Source organism: Streptomonospora mangrovi (assembly GCF_027604915.1).
Taxonomy (GTDB): domain Bacteria; phylum Actinomycetota; class Actinomycetes; order Streptosporangiales; family Streptosporangiaceae; genus Streptomonospora; species Streptomonospora mangrovi.
The window spans coordinates 98,875-117,398 of record NZ_JAJAQC010000009.1 but is presented as its reverse complement, the minus strand read 5'-3'; the positions used below and the strand labels follow the sequence as shown (position 1 = coordinate 117,398).

Genomic DNA, 18,524 nt, shown 5'->3' with positions numbered 1-18,524 from the left:
CAAAGCCCCGGCCCCCGAGCGTGCGGCTCGGGGGCCGGGGCCGGTGGCGGGCGGTCGCCCTCAGCAGCAGCGGGCGCCGGGGTCGGTGTCGCCCTTGTCGGTGTGGCGGCGCCAGAACTCGCGTTCGCCCATGGGCTCCTCGCCCGGGTGCTCGCGGCGGTGGTGCTCCAGGTAGATCTCGTAGGCGCGCTCGCCCACGATGCCGCGCGCGATCTGCCACGCCTCGCCGAGGCCCCGGCGCAGCCGCGGGAGCAGGTCGGTCGCCATCGGTTCGCCTCCTTGCCCTGAGCCGTCGGTCCGGCCCGGCCGACCCTAGTGGGCCGCGCCGTCCGCGCCCGCGCCCGTATTCTGGCGCTTGGCGATCTCGCGCTCCTCCCGGGTGGGGATGAGCCCGGACGGCGCCCACAGCCGGGACTGCTCGTGGGGGTGCTCGGTGGTGGGCAGGCTGCCCTGCGGCGCGCGCAGCGCCTTGATCCACACCCGCACCGCGTCCACCAGGACGATGATGATGAGCACCGCGAACAGCACCGACAGCACGCCGTCGACGGTGGTGTTGACCACCACCTGGCGCATCGCGTCGACCCCCTCGGTGGCGCCGAGGCTGGTCTCGCCGTTGGCCAGCGCCTCGGCGTACATCCGGCGTTGGGCGAAGAAGCCGATGGCGGGGTCGTCGGAGAACACCTTCTGGTAGCTGGCGGTCAGGGTCACGACCGCGTCCCAGGCCAGCGGCACGATCGTCACCCAGGCGTACTTGGCCCGGCCCGACTTGATGAGCAGCGTGGTGCACACCGCCAGGGCCACCGCCGCAAGCAACTGGTTGGCGATCCCGAACAGCGGGAACAACTGGTTGATGCCGCCCAGCGGGTCGTTCACCCCGGCCCACAGGAAGTAGCCCCACGCCGCCACGATCAGCGCGCTGCACAGCCACAGGCCGGGCTTCCAGCTCACGTCGCGCATCGGCTTGTAGACGTTGCCCAGGGTGTCCTGGAGCATGAACCGGCCGACCCGGGTCCCGGCGTCCACCGTGGTCAGGATGAACAGCGCCTCGAACATGACGGCGAAGTGGTACCAGAACGCCATCATCGCGGGCCCGCCGAACACCGACGAGAAGATCTGCGCCGCACCAAGCGCGAACGTGGGCGCGCCGCCCGTGCGGGCCAGGATCGACTCCTCCTCGATCAGCTCCGCGGTGGACTGGAGGGTCTGGGCGTCCACGGTGAAGCCGAGCTGGCTGACGGCGGCCGCCGCGCTCTGCACGGTGTCGCCCAGCGCGGTGGCCGGCATGTTCATCGCGAAGTACACGCCCGGGTCGATGATGCAGGCCGCGACCAGCGCCATGATCGCCACGAACGACTCGGTGAGCATCGAGCCGTAGCCGATCATCCGGACCTGGCTCTCCTTCTCGATCAGCTTGGGCGTGGTGCCCGAGGAGATGAGGGAGTGGAAGCCCGAGAGCGCGCCGCAGGCGATGGTGATGAACACGAACGGGAAGAGCGAGCCGGCGAACACCGGGCCCTGGCCGTTGAAGGCGAAGTCGGTGAACTGCGGGAGTTGCAGGGTCGGCATCGCGATCAGGATGGAGACCGCCAGCAGCACCACCACGCCGACCTTCATGAAGGTGGACAGGTAGTCGCGCGGGGCGAGCAGCAGCCACACCGGCAGCACCGAGGCGACGAAGCCGTAGACGATCAGCCCGAAGGTGAGCTGGTTGGCGGAGAAGTGGAACACCTCGCCCAGCACCGGGTGCGCGGCGACCCAGCCGCCGCCCGCGATGGCGGCCAGCAGCAGCACCACGCCGATCGCGGAGGTCTCCATGACCCGGCCCGGCCGCACGTAGCGCAGGTACACCCCCATGAACAGGGCGATCGGGATGGTCATGATCAGTGAGAAGGAGCCCCACGGGGAGTCCGCCAAAGCGTTGACCACGACCATCGCCAGCACCGCGAGCAGGATGACCATGATCGCCAGCACGGCGACCAGCGCGGCCACGCCGCCCACCGGGCCGATCTCCTCGCGCGCCATCTGGCCCAGCGAGCGGCCGTTGCGGCGCATCGAGAAGAACAGCACCACCATGTCCTGCACCGCGCCGGCGAAGATGACGCCGAGGATGATCCAAATGGTGCCCGGCAGGAAGCCCATCTGCGCGGCCAGGACCGGGCCGACCAGCGGCCCCGCGCCGGCGATCGCGGCGAAGTGGTGGCCGTAGAGCACCCGGCGGTCGGTGGGGTGGAAGTCGGCCCCGTTGTTGATCCGCTCCGCGGGGGTGGCCCGGGTGTCGTCGGTCATCAGCACCTTGTACTGGATGAACCGCGCGTAGAACCGGTAGCCGATGGCGTAGGAGGCGAGCGCGGCGAAGATGATCCAGATCGCCGAGACCTCCTCACCGCGGGAGATCGCGAGCATGGTCCAGGCGGCCGCGCCGACGACGGCCACGGCGGCCCATACGGCGATGCTCGCCGGCGTCCATCTGGGTTTCGGCGAGCGCGCTGTCGCCTGTGGATCGGCCGGTGCAGCGGACATCGGGCCGTACTCCCTTCTCTTCTCCTCACGGTGAGGGCGGTGGGTCCCGGGGCGCGCCCGTGTGACCCCCGCCTCATCGTGGCAGCCCGACCTGGGCGGAACCACGGTTGCGGAGACGCGATTTCATCACGTCTTCACAACCGGCGAAACCGCCTGTAACGCACGACTGCGCCCGAAGGCCCCCGAACGCCGCACCGGCATGCGCGCCCCGGGCACCCCGGGCGCGCGCGTGCCCCGGGCGCGGCGGCGCGGTCGGGCGCCGCCGGGCGCCGGGGCACGGGCCGGGCCGGCCGGGGGCGGGCGGCGCCCCCCGGCGGGCGTCAGCGCAGGTAGTGGAACGCGGGCCGCGGATGCATCAGGAAGTCGTGGTAGGAGATGTTCCAGGCGTAGGCGCCGACCAGGCGGAAGGTCAGGGTGTCGCCGACCTCCACGCGCATGGGCACCCGCCGGGCCAGCACGTCGTAGGGCAGGCAGAGCTGGCCCACCACGGTGATCGGTTCGCCCGGTTCGCCCATGACCAGCGGCTGGTCGTGGCCCCGGGCGGCCGGGGTGCGCATGTGGTGGGTGCCGCCGGCCACCACCGCGTACAGCTCGCCGTGCACGCGTTTGACGTCGACCACCGTGGTGACGTAGTAGCCGCAGTAGGCGGCCAGCGAGCGCCCGGGCTCGATGCGCAGCACCTCGCCCGGCCGGCGCAGCCGCGCCAGGCCCGCGCCGTAGGCGTGCCAGTCGAAGCGCCGGTCGGGCTCGGCGTAGGACACCCCCATGCCCCCGCCCAGGTTGACCTCCTCGGCGCCCAGCGCGCGGGCGTGGTCGAGCACCGCCGCGGCGACCTCCAGCATGGCGGGGGCGTCCAGGCCGCTGGCCAGGTGGGCGTGCACGCCGCGGAACCGCACGCGGTCCTGGGCGGCGAGCAGGTCGACGCACTCCCGGGCGTCGTCGGGGGCCATGCCGAAGGGGACCGCGCTGCCGCACATGTTGGGCGCCACCCCGGGGATGTCCAGGTCGAGGTTAAGGCGCAGCAGCACGTCGGCCTCGCGGCCGGCGGCGAGCAGGCGGCGGAGTTCGCCGGTGCTCTCCAGGTGGAGGCGGTGGACGTCGGCGGCGAGTTCGACGGTCTTGCCGGGGCCGGCCAGGGTGATCCGGGCCTCGGGCAGCAGGGCGCGCACGTGGGCGGCCTCGCCGGCCGAGGCGGCCTCGAACCCGTCGACGTGGGGCGCCAGGACGCGCAGGAACTCGGGGTCGGGGTTGGCCTTGACCGCGTAGTAGACCTCGACGTCTCTGAGGGCGGCGCGCACCTCGGCCGCGTGGGCGGCGAGTTCGCGCAGGTCGTAGACGTAGGCGGGCAGCCGGTCGGCGTGCTCGGCTGCGGCGTGCGCGGTGGGGTGGGCGGGCTGGGCGGAGGAAGCGGCCGAAGCGCTCGAATCAGCCGGAACAGCAGAATGAGAAGAAATAGCGGAAACTGAAGAAATAGGCGAAACGGGCGGAACGGTTGCTGCCATGCGGTCTCCTCAGTCGGGCAATTGACCGGGGCGCGGTTCGCGGCCGGCGCGGGGCGAATGCGGAATCGGGTGGCCTGATTCCAGGAAGTTCGACTTTGGCATGTCAACAGTTGCCCTTAAAAGGGTAAACTACTCGCAGTGATTATGCGAATCTTATGTGTGTACTGATATGCCGCGCGGTGCCGCACCCGCCGGCCGCCCGTACACCTCCACGGGGGGAACTCATATGGTGAAAGTCATCGGAGCCGGCCTGGGACGCACGGGGAGTTTCTCATTGCGGGCCGCTCTCGAACGCCTGGGATTCGGCCCGTGCCATCACATGGCGTCGCTGGGCGAGAACCCCGACCTGCTCGGCAGGTGGGAATCCGTGGTCCGCGGCGACCCCGTCGACTGGCCGCGGCTGCTGGACGGGTTCGGCGCCGCCGTCGACTGGCCCGCCTGCGCCTACTGGCGCGAACTCATGACCGCGTTCCCCGAGGCCAAGGTGGTCCTCACAGTCCGCGACCCCGACCGCTGGTACGACAGCGCACGGTCGACCATCTGCCGGTTCATGGCGCCCCAGCGCGGCCTCGACGGCCTGCTGGCCCGCCTGGAGAACCGCCTCTACCCGGAATTGGGCCGGCGCCGCGAACTGTGCCGGGAATTGGTCTGGGACGGCACTTTCGGCGGCCGGTTCGCCGACCGGGAACACGCTCTCGACGTCTTCCGCGCCCACAATGACGCCGTCCGCGCGGAGGTCCCCGCCGACCGGCTGCTGGTATTCGAGGTGCGCGAGGGATGGGAACCCATGTGCTCGTTTCTCGCAACCGAGGTCCCCGACGAGCCCTTCCCGCACCTGAACGACTCCGAGTCGTTCCGCCGCATGGCCACCGAACGCCGTTTTCGGGCGCTCACCTTCCGCAAACAGGTCACCGCCGAGAATTCGGCCATCCGCTGATCTCCCCCGCCGAATCCCCCGTTGCCGCCGCCGCTCCCCCTCCTGGCCCCGCGCCACACGGCTTTCCCCGACATCCTCGTTTTCCACCGCGATCGCGCGGGCGGGAGTGTCGGCGGCGGGTGGCACCATGATCAACATGACCTCCCCGACCACGACCCCTCAGGACGCGGCCGAGCTGGCCGAGCGCCTGCTCCACGGCCCCGACCCCGAGCTGGAGCGGGCCGTCACGATCCTGGCCCACCCCGAGGGCAGCGGCCCGGTGGAGCGGCGCGAGGCGCTGCTCCCCCGCTACGACGCGATCGTCGCGCGCGTCGGCCCGCCCACCCTGCTCGGCGGCACCGGCCACGGCCCCAGCGTGCGGTGGCACACCGCCGAGCGCACCCTGCTCCTCGCCGGCGACTCCTCCGCCGCCACCCTGTCCGTCCACGACGCCCAAGGGCTGGCCCGCCGCGAGTTCTGGGACTTCGACTCCGGCCGCCCCATGCCCTACACCTGGCAGCTCGACCGCGGCGGCCCCGGCAAGGACCCCGGCTGGACCTTCAACGGCCACTCCGCCGACTACACCTGGGACGAGGCCGAGGAGAGCCTGACCCTGCTGCTCTCCTCGTGGGCCGAGCACATGCCGGTGCAGGCGCCGGGCGACTGGGTGGGCTTCCGGCTCCGCATCTCGCGCGACTGGAAGCGCGACATGGTGGTGGGGGTCAGCCCCACCGCCACCGGCTACGAGTTCCACGCCGGCATCTACGACCTCGACCACGAGCAGACCCCCGAACACGCCGAGCACATGCGCGCGCGGGGCTGGCGGGAGCTGGACGAGCACCGCTGGTGGCGCGTGAACATCCCCGAGACCGACCCCGGCGCGGCGGCCGAACTCAGCCGCGTGGTCATCAGCGACGTCCGGGCGCGGCGCAGCACCTGCCCCGCCGAGGTCCACGCCTGGGACATCAGCGCCGGCGACAACGGCCGGTTGTGGGTGCCGGGCCTCGGGTTCGAGGTGCACCCCCGCCGCGGCGAGCACTACTAGCCGGCGCCACCGGGCGGATGCGACCGGTGTCGCGGGGACGGCGGGCCGCGCCGGGCTAGAGCCAGTCGTGCTCGCGCGCGTAGCGCGCCGCCTCGTGGCGGGTGCGCGTCTGGGTCTTGCGCATCGCGTTGGACAGGTAGTTGCGCACCGTGCCCTCCGCCAGGTGCAGCCGGGCGGCGGACTCGGCGACCGAGTAGCCGTCGCGGGTGGCCCGCAGCACGTCGACCTCCCGGTCGGTCAGCGGGCAGTCGTCCACCACGGCCAGCGCCGAGACCTCCGGGTCGATCCACCGCCGGCCCGCGTGCAGCGCCGCGACCACCTCGGCGATGTGGGCCGGCTCGGCCGCCTTGCTCACGAACCCCTGGACCCCGAGCTTGAGGGCCTTGCGCAGCACCCCGGGGCGGGCGTGCCGGGTGACCATGCAGATCACCTGCTCCGGACGCTCGCGGCGGATCCGCTCGACGGCGCCGAGCCCGTCCACCCCGGGCATCTCCAGGTCGATGACGAGCACGTCGGGCCGGTGCCGCAGGGTGGCGTCCACCGCCGCCTCGCCGTCCTCGGCCTCGGCCAGCACGGTGACGTCCCCCTCCAGCGGCAGCAGGGCGGCCAGCGCCTTGCGCAGCAGGGCCTCGTCGTCGGCGAGCACCACGGTGGTCATCGGTCGTCCTTCCCCCTCGTCGCCCGCCCGGTGCCCGAGCGCGCGGCCGGCAGCGTCGCCGCCGTCACGAACCGCCCGCCGGCGCGCTCCACCCGCAGCTCGCCGCCCTCGCCGGCCACCCGGTCGCGCAGGACGGCCAGCCCGCTCAGCGCGGGCGGCCCCTCCGCCCGGCGCCGTCGTTGACGATGACCAGGCCGGTCGCCGAGAGGGTGATGCGCACGTGCCGGGCCTGCGCGTGCCGCAGGATGTTGGTCGTGGTCTCGCGCAGCACCAGGCCCAGCAGCTCGCCCGCGCGGGGGGCGGCCTCGGCCTCGTGCTCCACGCGCACGGCGATGCCCGCGGCCTCGAACAGGTTCTTGGCGTTCTCCAACTCGGCGGCGAGGTTGAGCCGGCGCTGGGCGTAGGCCAGCTCCTTGGTCTGGGTGATGGTGTCGCCGACCAGCGCGCGGACCTCGCGCAGCTCCGCCTCGGCCCGGTCGACGTCGGCGCGCAGCAGCTTCTCGGCCAGCGCCACCTTGAGCTTCACCACGTGCAGGGTGTGGCCCTGGATGTCGTGCAGGTCGCCGGCGAAGCGGATGCGCTCCTGGCTGACGGCCAGCTCCGCCTCGCGTTCGCGCGCCAGCTCCAACCGGGTCAGCAGCTCGTGCACCGCCTGGTTGAGCAGCGTCAGCACCGCGCCCGCCGCCGCAACTGCCGCCGGGGCGAAGACGCCCTCGACCAGCCCGCCGAGGGCGCCGCCCGGCACCGTGGCCAGGCGCGCGGCGACCACCGCGGCGGCGAAGGCGGCCGGCACCGCCAGCACCGCGCGCCGGTGGCGCGGCCGCTGGCGGACGACGACGGTGGCCGCGACGGCGAACGCGTAGGACGCGGTGGGGGTGTCGGTCACCAGCATCCCGGCCGTCCACACGGCGGCGGTGACGCCCAGGAGCGGGAGCGCGGCGCGCGAGGCGCGGTCGGCGGTCCACCGCTGGACGGCGAACATCGCCGCCACCAGGCCCGTCGCCAGCAGGGCGGCCTGCCACGGGTCCTGGGCGTCGGTCACCACCAGCAGCGCTCCCACGGCGGAGAGCGCGGCGGAGACGGTGCCGAGGCTGGTGGTGCGCAGTTCCCCCTGCGCCTCCTCGGTGCGCTCGGAGGTCACATGCCCCCCTTTCCGGTCCGGTGGCCGCGCGGCCGCCCCCAGTGTCCCGCCCCCGCCCCAGCGCCACCAGTGACGCCGCGTCATGTCCTCACCCTGGGAAACGTCACGGCCGGGTGGTGACGCGGGCGCACTGCCGAAGACGCGCGCCGGAGGATGGAATCGGGGCATGACCTCCACACCCGTCATCGACGTCGACCGCCTCAACGTGAGCTACGGCGGCTTCCACGCCGTCCGGGACGTGTCGTTCCAAGTCTGCCCCGGGGAGCTGTACGCGCTGCTCGGCACCAACGGCGCGGGCAAGACCTCAACCCTGGAGACCGTCGAGGGCCACCGCTCTCCCACCTCGGGCAGCGTGCGCGTCTTCGGGCGCAGCCCGCGCGACCGCCGCGCGGTGCGGCCCCGGATGGGCGTCATGCTCCAGGAGAGCGGATTCTCGCCGGACCTGACGGTGCGCGAGTCCGTCCGGCTCGTCGGCGCCCTCACCGGGCGCACCGACCGGGTCGACCGCGTGCTGGGCGCCGTCGACCTCACCCGCAAGGCCGGGACCCTGGTCTCCCAGCTCTCCGGCGGCGAGAAGCGGCGGCTGGACTTCGCCACCGCCGTGTACGGCACGCCCGAACTGGTCTTCCTGGACGAGCCGACGACCGGCCTGGACATCCGCTCGCGCGACGACCTGTGGGCCGCCGTGGACCGGCTGCGCGAGGACGGGTCCACGGTGGTGCTCACCACGCACTACCTGGAGGAGGCCCAGCAGCGCGCCGACCGCATCGGGCTCATGCACCGGGGCTCCCTCCACCGGGAGGGGACCGTCGCGGAACTGACGCGGGCGCTGCCGGCGGTGATCCGCTTCTCGCTGCCGGCCCGCCCGCCTTCGGCCGCCGCGCCGGCGCCGCCGCTGCCGGCCGTGCCCGTGGGCGGGGGTGACGGCAGCGGCGCGGGCGAGGGGCGGTTCGTAATCGAGACGTTCTCCCTCCAGAAGGACCTGTCGCTGCTCCTGGACTGGGCGCGCGACAACGGGGTGGAACTGGCGGACCTGGCGGCCGGACCCACGCGCCTCGACGACGTCTTCCGCGCCATCGACGACGACTGAACCCGCGTCCCCTCCCCCTGTCCCGTTTCCGCCCCTCCCCCGCGAACTCGGAGGAACCCCGCCATGCTCGCCATCGCCCGCGGCGAACTGATCCAGATCTTCCGCAACCGCCTGGTCCTGGTGACCATGCTCGTCGTTCCGGCGGCGTCCAGCGCGTTCTACATCTACCTGCACCAGGCGCTCCCGGCCGTGGGCGACCTGCTGGGGCCGGGCGCCGTCGCCGCGGTCCTGGTGTTCCTCATGGCCGCGATCGGCCTCTACACCACCACGGTCACCACGCTCGCCTCGCGCCGGCAGAACCTGTTCCTCAAGCGGCTGCGCTCCACGGCGGCCGGCGACGCCGGGATCCTGGCCGGGCTGCTGCTGCCGGTCACCGCCATCACCCTTGTCCAGGTGGCCGTGGTGCTGACCGTGCTGGGCACGGTCGGCGGCGGCCCGGCCGACGTCCTCCTGCTGGTGGCGGCCGTCCTGGCGACCACGGCCATGATGCTCGGCCTGGGACTGGCGACCGCCGGGCTGACCACCTCCCCCGACCACGCGCAGGTGACCACGCTGCCGATCATGGTCGGCACCCTGGCCGTATCCGGCTGGGTGGGGTTCTCCGGCACCGAGGAGCCGCCCTGCTCAAGCGGCTGCTGCCCGGCGGCGCGGCCGCCGAACTGGTCGCCGGCGCCTGGACCGGCGGGCTCGCCCTCACGGAGTCCCTGGTGCTGCTGGCGCCCACCCTGGCCTGGGTCGCCGTGGCCGTCGCGGCGGCCACCCGCCTCTTCCGCTGGGAGCCCCGCCGGTGACGCCGCGCGGCGGCCGCGACGGCGGTACCCGCCGATACGACCACCCGGAGAAGAAGGAGAACCCCATGTCCGACATCCGCCCCGACCACCCGCGCCGGCCCGGCGCCGCCCACACCGCCGCAACCGGGGAAGCCGTCGACACCACGGGGACCACCGGCAACGCCGGTGCCGCCGGGACCGCCGCTGCCGCCGCCCCGGTGCGGCCGGGCTGGCCCGAGACCGCCGTCGGCCTGGTGGCCTTCGTGGTGGCCGCCGCCGCCGTGGTGTTCTTCGGTCCGATCGGCCCGCTGGACCTGTCCCCGGTGGTCCACGGGCTGGTCCTGGCCGCCTGGTCGGGCATCGCCGGGCTCATCGGCTTCGGCGCGGCCGTAGCGGTGCGCCGCCGCCCGCTCGCCGCCTTCGGGATCCGCCGCACGACGTGGCGCTGGATGCTGGCGGGCGCGGTGGCCGGAATCGCCGCCCTGCTCATCAAGGGCGTGGTGACCTGGGCCCTCGTCACCCTGACCGGATTCAGCGAGAACCCGCAGGGGGCGTACTACGACGCGGCCGGCGGCGGGGTCGCGGCGGCGGTCCTGACGATCCTGTTCCTGTCGGTGCTCACCCCGATCGGCGAGGAGTTCCTGTTCCGCGGCGTCCTCGCCAACCACCTGCTGCGCTACGGCCCGCTCGTCGGCGTGGTGGGCAGCTCGGTGATCTTCGCCGTCTTCCACGGCATCAACGTCGTGCTGCCGGCGGCGATCGTGGTGGGCGTCGTGGCGTGCGAAATGATGCGCCGCAGCGGGTCGATCTGGCCCGCCGTCGCCGTCCACACCGTCAACAACCTGGCCCTGCCGCTGCTGGTGCTGTTCACCGGGGTCGCCGGCCCGGGGCCGATGGGCGGCTGACCCCTCCGCCGGCCGCGCCCGGCCCCCGTGCGCGCCGCGCCCGTCCCGCGCAAGCCGGACGCGCCGTGGCGCGCGCCGCTGTTCACGGACCGCCGGCCTCCCCGCACCCGCCGCCGACCGGGTCGGGCGGAGCGGGACAGCCCCCTCGGCACCGGGGAGCAGCTAGGGAGCGGTGTCGGGCTCGCGGCGCTCCTCGCGCAGCAGCCCCCGGTCCAGGTGCCAGACGACGTCGGCCGACCGCAGCCGCTCGGGGCGGTGGGCCACCACGATGACCGTGCCGGGGAACCCGGCGATCACCCGGTCCACCACCTCGGCGGCGCGGGCGTCGAGGTGGGCGTCGGCCTCGTCCAGCAGGAGCAGGCGGGGACCGGGCAGCAGGGCGCGGGCCAGCGCCACCCGCTGCTGCTGGCCGGCCGACAGCCCGGCGCCCGACTCCCGTACGGGCGTGCGCAGGCCCTGCGGCAGCTCCGCCAGCAGCTCGTCCAGCCCGCTGGCGCGGACCGCCTCGTGCAGGCGGCGGGCGTCGGCCTTGGGGTCGGCGTAGCGGACGTTGTCGGCGATCGTTCCGCGCATCAGCGGCAGGTGCGGCCCGGCCAGGCCGATCGCGCCGCGCACGGACTCGGTGCGGTGGGTGGCGATGTCGGCGCCGTCCAGCAGCACCCGCCCGCCGTCGGGCGGGACCAGCCCCGCGATCACCGACAGCAGCGTCGACTTGCCGCTGCCGTTGCGGCCGGTGACGGCGACGACCGAGCCCGCCGGGACGCGCGCGGTGGCGGGCGCCAGCACGCCGTTGATCCGCACCCCCTCCAGGACCAGTTCGCCCTTGCCCTTGGGCAGCGCGGGCGCGGTGCGGCCGGGCAGCCGCCGGCGCGGGCGGTTGAGTTCGGCGCGCACCTGGCGCATGGCGACGGCGCAGGCCGAGCGGTACTCGCTGATGCGGGTCAGCTCCCGCAGCGGGGTGACCATGACGCCCACGATCGCGATCGCCACCGCCGCCGCGCCCGCGCCCTGGCCGGCCGCGCCGACCGCCACCAGCACCGCCGCCGTGGCGAGCAGGGTGGTCGCCTCGCCGATGGCGCGGGTGGCGCCCACGGCGCGGGCGCGCCGCACCTGCGCGTCGGCCAGTTTGCGGGAGCGGCGGGTCAGGACGCGGCGCTCGCCCCGCTCGCGGCCGAACGCCTGCACCACCAGCGGCGCGCCGACCCGCTCCACCACGTGCGCGGCGACCCGGGCCTGGCGGCGCCGGGCCGCGCGGTGGGCCGACCGCAGCCAGGGCGACAGCGCGGCGGTGGCGACCAGGCCGCACGCGGTCGTGACGCCCGCCGCGAGCGCGACCGAGGGGTCGATCAGCGCGAAGGCGACCAGGCACCCGGCCAGGAGCGGCACGGCGACGGCGATCTTGGCCAGCCCGAGGGTGGCCCAGCGGCGCAGCGCGCTGAGGTTGCCCATCATGCGCAGCGAGGTGCCGCCGGTGGAGCGCCCGCGCCCGACCGTGCGGGCGGGCGAGGTGATGACGCGGCGGAACAGGCTCGTGCGCACGTCGGCGACCCAGGACTGGCCGAGGCGCTCGGCCAGCACCCGCTCGGCGTACAGCAGCGCGGCGGCGGAGGCGACCAGGACCAGCAGCCAGGCGAGCACCGGCATGGCGAGGGCGGGCACCGGCGCGGGCACCTGGAGGGCCAGCGGGGCGAGCAGCGCACCGGCGCCGCCCGCCTCGGCCGCGCCGCCGCCCAGGCCGCCGGCGATGCGGCCGACGAGCCACGCCCACGCGATGGCCGACGCCGCCTGCCCGAAGCCGACGGCCACCAGCAGCGCGAACGTCCACCGCCGCCGCCCGGCCAGCAGCCGCGGCGGCTCGACCGCAGCGCCGTCCTCGCCCCCGCCGGAGTCAGCGGGGGTGGTGGAGGCGGTGGGAGTGGTGGGGGCAGGGGTGCCGGCGCGGCCGGGGCCGGGCTTGTGGGCACCGGGACGGGCGCCCGGGGCATCGCCGCCGGTCAGGTCCGCCTCCCGGTCCGCCGTCAGGCCGTCCATTCCGCCACCGAGTCCAGCACCGGCCCCATGCTCAACCGCGAGGCCAGCCCGCCCGCGATGGCCGGGTCGGCGAGGTCCTCGATCCCGTAGACGGGCGCGTCGAGCACCTGCTGCGACTCGCGCACCGCCAGCGGCGAGGCCGTCATCCGGCCGCTGGCCGCGAGGACGGGCAGCCCCGACTCCCGCACGCGCTCGGTGCCGTACAGGGCGCCGGCGGCGTCGCCGGCGGCGAACACGCAGCCGCGCGCCAGTTCCGTCAGGCCGCCGTTGCGCAGGAGTTCGGCGGTCTCCGGCTGGAGCACGCCGTCGGCGACCTCCAGCACCACCGCGTCGGCGCCCGCGCCCGCCAGCCGGTCCAGCAGGTAGTGGGCGCTCGCCAGGATCCGGTCGACGGGGACGCGGTAGGTGGTGGCCAGGCCGGCGTCGGTGAAGTCGAGGGAGTCCACGGCGCCGGAGTCCTGGTACATCCACCGGTCACCGCCGGCGCCCGTGCCGGTGACCTTGGCCGCGCCCACGCGGTAGCCCGCCGCCGTCAGGCCCCGCACGAGCGCCGCGCCGGTCGTGGTCTTGCCCGCGTTCATCGAGGTGCCCACGACCGCGATGGAGACCGCCGGCGCGCCCCGGCGCCGGCCGCCGGCCCGGACCGCCGGAACCGGCGCTCCCTCCGCGCCGCGCAGGCCCTCCAGCCCGCTCACCCCGCCCCGGCCGCGCCGCTCGCGCGGGGCCACCGGACCGGCGAGGTCCGCGCCGCCGGCCAGGTCGGCCGGGTCCACGAGGTCGGCCAGGTTGACGGGCGTACCGGAGGCGTCCGCCACCAGGCCCACGGGCTCCAGGGAGGTCGGCGCGGCCATGCCGTCGTGGGCGCTGACGACCTCCGACGCGATCCCGCCGGCCGCCACGAGGTGGCAGGGCCGCAGGTCCTCGGGCGGCTCGGCCTCGAACTGGTCCGGTGCGTAGCGCGCGCCGTAGGCGACCAGCACCTCGTCGCCGGGGTAGAGGTGGGCGCGCCGCCCCACGGCGGTCTCCAGCCGGGTGTGCTTGCCGATCGCGGTGACTCTGGCCAGGACGATGTCGCCGTGGCGGGGTCTCACACCGGGGCCGGACAGGACGTGCTCGGGACGGTCGGTGTCGAGGGCGCGCACTGTGTAGGAGACCTTCAGCGCCGCGCGCCGGGCGTCGGTGAGCCGGTGCAGCTCGACGCCGGAGACGGCGGAAGCCGGCGGGACGGTCATGTTCACTACCTCCGTGTTCCGCTGGTGGCGGGACCCACCAGCCATGTGGAAAATCCTGATTGCCGCTAATGAGACTTTTCTGAACCGCTCATGAGAGCCCTTTAATGAGGCAGGCGGCCCGGCGGCACCCCGGCAGCGCCCGACTCGCCGGAACCCCGGCGCACCAAGGACTTCGGGAGCGGACACCGCTCCCCCACGCCTCGCCCGCACCGCGCCGACGAGATGAGGAACACCCCGCCCGGAGGCACGCGGGCGCGGGTACCGGCAGCGGCAGCGGCCATGATGATCGGCGCCCGACAGGGCGCGTCTCCCGCCGGAAGACGGCCGCCGGATGAGCAAACGGCCGCATACGGCCGCAGGGGGCGGCATGCATGAGCCCACGTCAGGCGCACCGCCGAGGCGGCGAGGACCCGCCATCGGGCGGCGGCACGGCCGCCGTGCACCGGGAGCGCGACGGCGAAGACGGCCGCCGCGCGATGAGGCAAGGGTTTGGCAGAGGTCAGGAAACGAAAGCGCGATGACGGCTGTAGGCAACCGCCCGCTTCAGGAGCATTGCCCGGTTTGCGCTTTCACTCCACTGCCAAACAAAGGCCACGCGGCCACCCACCACAGCACAACGGCCACATGGTGAGACGCGACGTGCGGCCGGCCGAGCAATTCGCCCCGAACGCCCGATTCTGAGCGCGGCAACCCTCCGCTTTTCCGCATCCGAGCGATCGCCGGACACATATCGTCGCGCCTGAGCCCCAATGTGTTTCAGCATGCGAGAAACCAGGACTCGGATGTCCGATTCTTCCAGTCCGGGGGCGGCGCTGACGCGCGAGGCGAGGGGACGGTCACCCCTGCCGCTTTTCCCGGGCATCCTGTGGCTCTCGGGCGTCGAGGGGCAGGACCAGGCGGAAGACCGCGCCCTCGCCCGGGGCCGACCGCAGCACCACGGTGCCGCCGTGCGCCTCGGCCACGGCGCGGACGACCGCCAGGCCCAGGCCCGCACCGGGGTGGTCCGGCCGCGCTTCGCCGTCCGCGCCGCCCCCACGGCCACCCGGCGCCAGGGGGTCGCCGTCCCCGCCGAGGGAGGCGCCCGCCACGGCGAACGGGGCGAAGACGCGCCGCTGGTCGCGCTCGGCGATACCGGGGCCGGAGTCGGCCACCCACAGGGACACGGTCCGGCCGTCCGCCGAGAACGCCGAACCGGTGTGGATGGTCGCGCCGGGGGCCGTGTGCTGGACGGCGTTGCGGGCCAACCGCTCCATCGCCTGGGTGACGCGGTGCGGGTCGAGGTAGGCCGTGCCGTCGGCGATCTCGTCCAGGCGCCATTCGCGGTCGGTGCGCGTCCGGAGCCGGGCGTCGACGTCCACGGTGAGTTCGGCCATGGCGACCTTGACCGGCCGCACGAACCCGGGGCGCTCCGCCTCCGCGAGCAGGCGCAGGTCCTCGGCGATGCGGGCCATCCGGTCGAGTTCGGCGGCGGCCGACCGGATGCGCCGCCCGCCCGTGGCACCTTCCCCTGCCGACACGCCTCCGCCGTCCGCACCCGGGGCGACGCCCTCACCCGCCGGTGCGGCCCGCCCCGCTCCCGGGCCTCCCTCCGGTGCGCCTTCGGCGCCCTCCTGGGCGGACGCGTCGTCCAGGGCGGCCTGCGCCTCCGCGAGGCGGGTGGCCAGTGCGGCGAAGCGCTCGCCGAGCCGCGCGGTGTCCTCGGGGACATCGCCGCCGACCTCCTCGGCTGACGCGTCGCCCGAATTCCCCGTGCCGGAACCCGACTCCGGTTTCTCCTCGTCGTCGTCCGCGCCGTCTCTCCGTCCGGTCGTCGGGGTGCCCGACCGGCGGCCGGGCGGCCGGGGGACGGCCACGGCGCGGGCGCGGCCCTCCGCCTGGGCGGCCCACCCGGCCGCACCCCACCCCAGGGCGCCCGCCGCCGCGAGGGCGCCCAGGCTGACCAGCGCGATCACGCCAGCCGTGCGGTCGGCGCGGGCCATGTCGGCGTCCACGAGGTAGCCGGTCACGAACCAGCCGCGCGGACCTTCTCCGGCCGCGCCGCCCGGCAGGTGCACGCGTGCCTTCTCCCACCGCAACAGCCCTTCCGGGGTCGGCGTCTCCCCCTGGGCGCCGGTCGAGGCGAGGATCTCCTCCCGCGCCGCCCGCTCGGCGGAGACCAGCCCGCCGGGGTCGCCGTCGACGTGCCCGAACACGACCTCGTGGGGGCCGGGCCGCTGCCGGTCCAGGTGCGCCTGGAGCAGGGCGTCCACGTCGGCGAAGTCCCGCCCTGCGGCGGGGTCGGCGGCCGAGGCCGCGAACTCGCGGAACTCGGTGATCTCCGAGCCGAGCAGGCGGTCCACCCGTCCGTCCACGGCGGCGCGCAGCACCTGCCAGGCGGCGAGGTCCACCGGCACCAGCACGGCCGCCATCAGCAGCGCGACCCATGCGGCGGCGCGGCGGCGCGCCGCCCGGTCGGGCCTCGGGCGTGCCGGGGCGGGCGGCGGGGCGCCGTCGGCGTCGCCGGTGGGGCTCGCGGCCGAGAGGACCAGTGCGCGCGGGAGGGAGACGGTCGTGGTGGACCCGTCGCCCACGTCCAGCCGGATCGTGGCCCCGCCCCGACGTCGCTCGCCGCGCCTGCGCGTTCTCATGGTGGCGATGATGCCGGGCGCGGGTCAGCCCAACATGAAGCGGCGATGAGAATCGTTTCATCCGCGCACGCGGGACGGCCGCCGCCGGAGACCGGCGAGAGCGCGCCCGCCCGGTGCGGCACCCCCACCGGACCGGCCACCTGGTTCCCCCGCCTCCGCCTGCCCGCCCCTCACCCCCGCCCCCGCCGGGCGTCCGCGCCGGGGCGCGGCGGGGCGTCAGCGCAGGGTGAGCGGGGTCTCGGTGCCCACGCGGGTCAGCTTCTCGGGGTTGCGGACGTAGTACAGCCCGGTGACCCGGCCGCCCTCGATGCGCAGCGCCAGGACGCCGTCGAGTTCGCCGTCCAGCCGCACGACCAGTGCCGGGTTGCCGTTGACCAGGGACGCCTCGGCGGTGACCGCGCCGCCGATCCGGCCCAGGCCGCCGACCAGGAAGCGCAGGATCTTCTCGGCGCCCACGACCGGCCGCAGCGCCGCCCGCTTCACACCGCCGCCGTCGCCGACGAAGACGACGTCGGGGGCGAGCACGTCGAGGAGCCCCTGCGGGTCGCCGGTCTCCAGCGCGCGCCGGCACGCCTCCAGGGCGTGGCGGGCCTCGCCGGCGGGCACGGTCTGGCGGGGGCGGCGGGCGTCGACGTGCCGGCGGGCGCGGTGCGCGATCTGGCGCACGGCGGCGGGGCTCTTGCCGACGGCCTCCGCGATCTCGTCGTAGCCCACGTCGAAGACCTCGCGCAGCACGAAGACGGCGCGCTCGGTCGGCGCCAGCGTCTCCAGCACGTACATGAGCGCCATCGACACGCTTTCGGCGAGTTCCGCGTCGGCGGCCACGTCGGGGGCGGTGAGCAGCGGTTCGGGCAGCCAGGAGCCGACATAGGACTCCTTGCGGCGCTTGAGCGTGCGCAGCCGGTTGAGCGCCTGCCGGGTGGTGATGCGGACCAGGTAGGCGCGCTCGTCGCGCACCTGCTCGCGGTCGACGCCGGCCCACCGCAGCCAGGTCTCCTGGAAAACGTCCTCGGCGTCGGCCGCCGAGCCGAGCATCTCGTAGGCGACGGTGAAGAGCAGGTTGCGGTGGGCGACGAAGACCTCGGTCGCCGGGTCGGTGGCGTGGTCGCTCATGTCTGGCATGTCTGGCACTGTCTCCCGCTCTCCGCTCGCCTCGTGGCCGGCGGCCCGTCCCGGCCGCCGGCCCCGGTGTCCCGCCGGACACAGGACACCGGCCCACCTCCCGTTGTGACACCGTCGAGACGGGGATCACAACGCGGACGGCGCGCGCCTAATCGGCAACGGCACAGGACGGGCACCGGCCGCGCCAACGCGCGGTGCGGCCGCGCCCGCCCCGGGCGACCGGCGCTACTCCTTCGGCTGCTGGAGGAGCTGGATGAGGTTGCCGCAGGTGTCGTCCAGCACGGCGGTGGTGACCCCGCCCATCTCCAGCGGTTCCTGGGTGAACGCCACGCCCAGCTCGCGCAGGCGGGCGAACTCGGCGTGGACGTCCGCCACGGCGAACTGGGCGAGCGGGATGCCGTCCGCGCCCAGCGCCTCGCGGTAGGGCGCCACGGCGGGGTGCCCGGCGGGCTCCAGCAGCAGTTCGGGGCCCTCGGGGTCCTCCGGCGACACCACGGTCAGCCACCGGTCCTCGCCGCTGATGGGAACGTCGTGCTTCTTCACGAAGCCCAGCACGTCGGTGTAGAAGCGCAGGGCCTTCTCCTGGTCGTCGACGAAGACGCTCAGCAGGCGGATTCTCATGGTGTGCTCTCCGGTTGGTCGGGCCGGGTCCACCGCTCGGTGATGCGCTTCAGCGGGTCCGGGTTCAGAGTGTGGAACTTGTAGCGTCCCTCCCGCCGGCTCTCGACCAGCCCGGCGGCCTCCAGCACGGCGAGGTGCTGGGAGACCGCCTGGCGCGAGATGCCGAGCCGGTGCTTCATGCTCAGCCGCGTGCAGATCTCGAAGAGGGTCTGCCCCGAGGACTCGGCGAGTTCGTCGAGGATCGTGCGGCGGGTGGGGTCGGCCAGTGCCTTGAATATCTCGTCGGCCACAGCCCCACTATAGGCAAGTAACCACTTGCCTATCAAGCCCCGAACAGCACCTTC

General features: G+C 74.6%; 16 protein-coding genes. 4 read left to right on the top strand and 12 right to left on the bottom strand.

The features are described from left to right. Positions 1-60: 60 nt before the first annotated feature. The 3 genes from LG943_RS07740 to LG943_RS07730 all read right to left on the bottom strand — a co-directional run bounded on the left by LG943_RS07740 (position 61) and on the right by LG943_RS07730 (position 4,022). Complete coding sequence (locus tag LG943_RS07740; RefSeq protein WP_270071516.1) at positions 61-267, bottom strand: YbdD/YjiX family protein; 207 nt, start codon at positions 265-267, stop codon at positions 61-63. Between the two features lie 45 nt (positions 268-312). Next, positions 313-2,433, bottom strand: a complete 2,121-nt coding sequence (locus LG943_RS07735) for a carbon starvation CstA family protein (RefSeq protein ID WP_270071515.1) — start codon at positions 2,431-2,433, stop codon at positions 313-315. Between the two features lie 407 nt (positions 2,434-2,840). Next, a complete protein-coding gene (locus LG943_RS07730) occupies positions 2,841-4,022 on the bottom strand; it encodes an alanine racemase (RefSeq protein ID WP_270071514.1) in 1,182 nt (393 codons plus the stop codon). Between the two features lie 169 nt (positions 4,023-4,191). On the opposite strand from LG943_RS07730, the gene LG943_RS07725 reads away from it, so the two are divergent. Beyond that, positions 4,192-4,959, top strand: coding sequence for a sulfotransferase family protein (locus LG943_RS07725; protein WP_333486337.1), 768 nt, complete (start codon positions 4,192-4,194; stop codon positions 4,957-4,959). 136 nt (positions 4,960-5,095) lie between these two features. Next, positions 5,096-5,983 carry a hypothetical protein gene (locus tag LG943_RS07720; protein WP_270071512.1) on the top strand — a complete coding sequence of 296 codons (888 nt, stop codon included), beginning with the start codon at positions 5,096-5,098 and terminating at the stop codon, positions 5,981-5,983. A gap of 55 nt (positions 5,984-6,038) precedes the next feature. On the opposite strand, the gene LG943_RS07715 is transcribed toward LG943_RS07720, so the two are convergent. Further along, positions 6,039-6,641 carry a response regulator transcription factor gene (locus LG943_RS07715; RefSeq protein WP_270071511.1) on the bottom strand — a complete coding sequence of 201 codons (603 nt, stop codon included), beginning with the start codon at positions 6,639-6,641 and terminating at the stop codon, positions 6,039-6,041. A 145-nt stretch (positions 6,642-6,786) separates the two neighbouring features. After that, positions 6,787-7,782: a sensor histidine kinase gene (locus LG943_RS07710; RefSeq protein ID WP_333486336.1), complete on the bottom strand. Its 996-nt coding sequence runs from the start codon at positions 7,780-7,782 to the stop codon at positions 6,787-6,789. Between the two features lie 166 nt (positions 7,783-7,948). Here LG943_RS07710 and LG943_RS07705 point away from each other — a divergent pair, with 166 nt between their 5' ends. Continuing rightward, positions 7,949-8,872 carry an ABC transporter ATP-binding protein gene (locus LG943_RS07705; protein ID WP_270071510.1) on the top strand — a complete coding sequence of 308 codons (924 nt, stop codon included), beginning with the start codon at positions 7,949-7,951 and terminating at the stop codon, positions 8,870-8,872. 257 nt (positions 8,873-9,129) lie between these two features. Here the strand turns inward: LG943_RS07705 and LG943_RS27675 are convergent, their stop codons facing one another. Further along, positions 9,130-9,435 (bottom strand): hypothetical protein, encoded by a 306-nt coding sequence (locus LG943_RS27675; protein ID WP_333486335.1) that lies wholly within the window; start codon positions 9,433-9,435, stop codon positions 9,130-9,132. Between the two features lie 293 nt (positions 9,436-9,728). On the opposite strand from LG943_RS27675, the gene LG943_RS07695 reads away from it, so the two are divergent. Next, a complete protein-coding gene (locus LG943_RS07695; RefSeq protein WP_270071509.1) occupies positions 9,729-10,547 on the top strand; it encodes a CPBP family intramembrane glutamic endopeptidase in 819 nt (272 codons plus the stop codon). 162 nt (positions 10,548-10,709) lie between these two features. Here LG943_RS07695 and LG943_RS07690 read toward each other — a convergent pair whose 3' ends face one another. The 6 genes from LG943_RS07690 to LG943_RS07665 form a co-directional block, all read right to left on the bottom strand. Then, positions 10,710-12,578, bottom strand: coding sequence for an ATP-binding cassette domain-containing protein (locus LG943_RS07690; RefSeq protein ID WP_270071508.1), 1,869 nt, complete (start codon positions 12,576-12,578; stop codon positions 10,710-10,712). Beyond that, entirely contained in the window at positions 12,566-13,810 is a 1,245-nt protein-coding gene (locus LG943_RS07685; RefSeq protein WP_270071507.1) for a DUF1611 domain-containing protein, read from the bottom strand. The genes LG943_RS07690 and LG943_RS07685 overlap by 13 nt, the downstream gene beginning before the upstream one ends. 836 nt (positions 13,811-14,646) lie before the next feature. Then, a complete protein-coding gene (locus LG943_RS07680) occupies positions 14,647-16,437 on the bottom strand; it encodes a sensor histidine kinase (protein ID WP_270071506.1) in 1,791 nt (596 codons plus the stop codon). Between the two features lie 216 nt (positions 16,438-16,653). Then, positions 16,654-17,550 carry an RNA polymerase sigma-70 factor gene (locus LG943_RS07675; RefSeq protein ID WP_408648562.1) on the bottom strand — a complete coding sequence of 299 codons (897 nt, stop codon included), beginning with the start codon at positions 17,548-17,550 and terminating at the stop codon, positions 16,654-16,656. Between the two features lie 234 nt (positions 17,551-17,784). Then, positions 17,785-18,180, bottom strand: a complete 396-nt coding sequence (locus LG943_RS07670) for a VOC family protein (protein WP_270071504.1) — start codon at positions 18,178-18,180, stop codon at positions 17,785-17,787. Beyond that, positions 18,177-18,470: an ArsR/SmtB family transcription factor gene (locus LG943_RS07665; protein WP_270071503.1), complete on the bottom strand. Its 294-nt coding sequence runs from the start codon at positions 18,468-18,470 to the stop codon at positions 18,177-18,179. The genes LG943_RS07670 and LG943_RS07665 overlap by 4 nt, the downstream gene beginning before the upstream one ends. Positions 18,471-18,524 lie beyond the last annotated feature (54 nt).

Coding starts and splice junctions, on each gene's coding strand:
- LG943_RS07740 (WP_270071516.1), bottom strand. CDS start 267: ATGGCGACCGACCTGCTCCCGCGGCTGCGCCGGGGCCTCGGCGAGGCG.
- LG943_RS07705 (WP_270071510.1), top strand. CDS start 7,949: ATGACCTCCACACCCGTCATCGACGTCGACCGCCTCAACGTGAGCTAC.
- LG943_RS07695 (WP_270071509.1), top strand. CDS start 9,729: ATGTCCGACATCCGCCCCGACCACCCGCGCCGGCCCGGCGCCGCCCAC.
- LG943_RS07725 (WP_333486337.1), top strand. CDS start 4,192: ATGCCGCGCGGTGCCGCACCCGCCGGCCGCCCGTACACCTCCACGGGG.
- LG943_RS07715 (WP_270071511.1), bottom strand. CDS start 6,641: ATGACCACCGTGGTGCTCGCCGACGACGAGGCCCTGCTGCGCAAGGCG.
- LG943_RS07720 (WP_270071512.1), top strand. CDS start 5,096: ATGACCTCCCCGACCACGACCCCTCAGGACGCGGCCGAGCTGGCCGAG.
- LG943_RS07675 (WP_408648562.1), bottom strand. CDS start 17,550: ATGAGCGACCACGCCACCGACCCGGCGACCGAGGTCTTCGTCGCCCAC.
- LG943_RS07685 (WP_270071507.1), bottom strand. CDS start 13,810: ATGACCGTCCCGCCGGCTTCCGCCGTCTCCGGCGTCGAGCTGCACCGG.
- LG943_RS07730 (WP_270071514.1), bottom strand. CDS start 4,022: ATGGCAGCAACCGTTCCGCCCGTTTCGCCTATTTCTTCAGTTTCCGCT.
- LG943_RS07690 (WP_270071508.1), bottom strand. CDS start 12,578: ATGGACGGCCTGACGGCGGACCGGGAGGCGGACCTGACCGGCGGCGAT.
- LG943_RS27675 (WP_333486335.1), bottom strand. CDS start 9,435: ATGATCGGCAGCGTGGTCACCTGCGCGTGGTCGGGGGAGGTGGTCAGC.
- LG943_RS07680 (WP_270071506.1), bottom strand. CDS start 16,437: ATGAGAACGCGCAGGCGCGGCGAGCGACGTCGGGGCGGGGCCACGATC.
- LG943_RS07670 (WP_270071504.1), bottom strand. CDS start 18,180: ATGAGAATCCGCCTGCTGAGCGTCTTCGTCGACGACCAGGAGAAGGCC.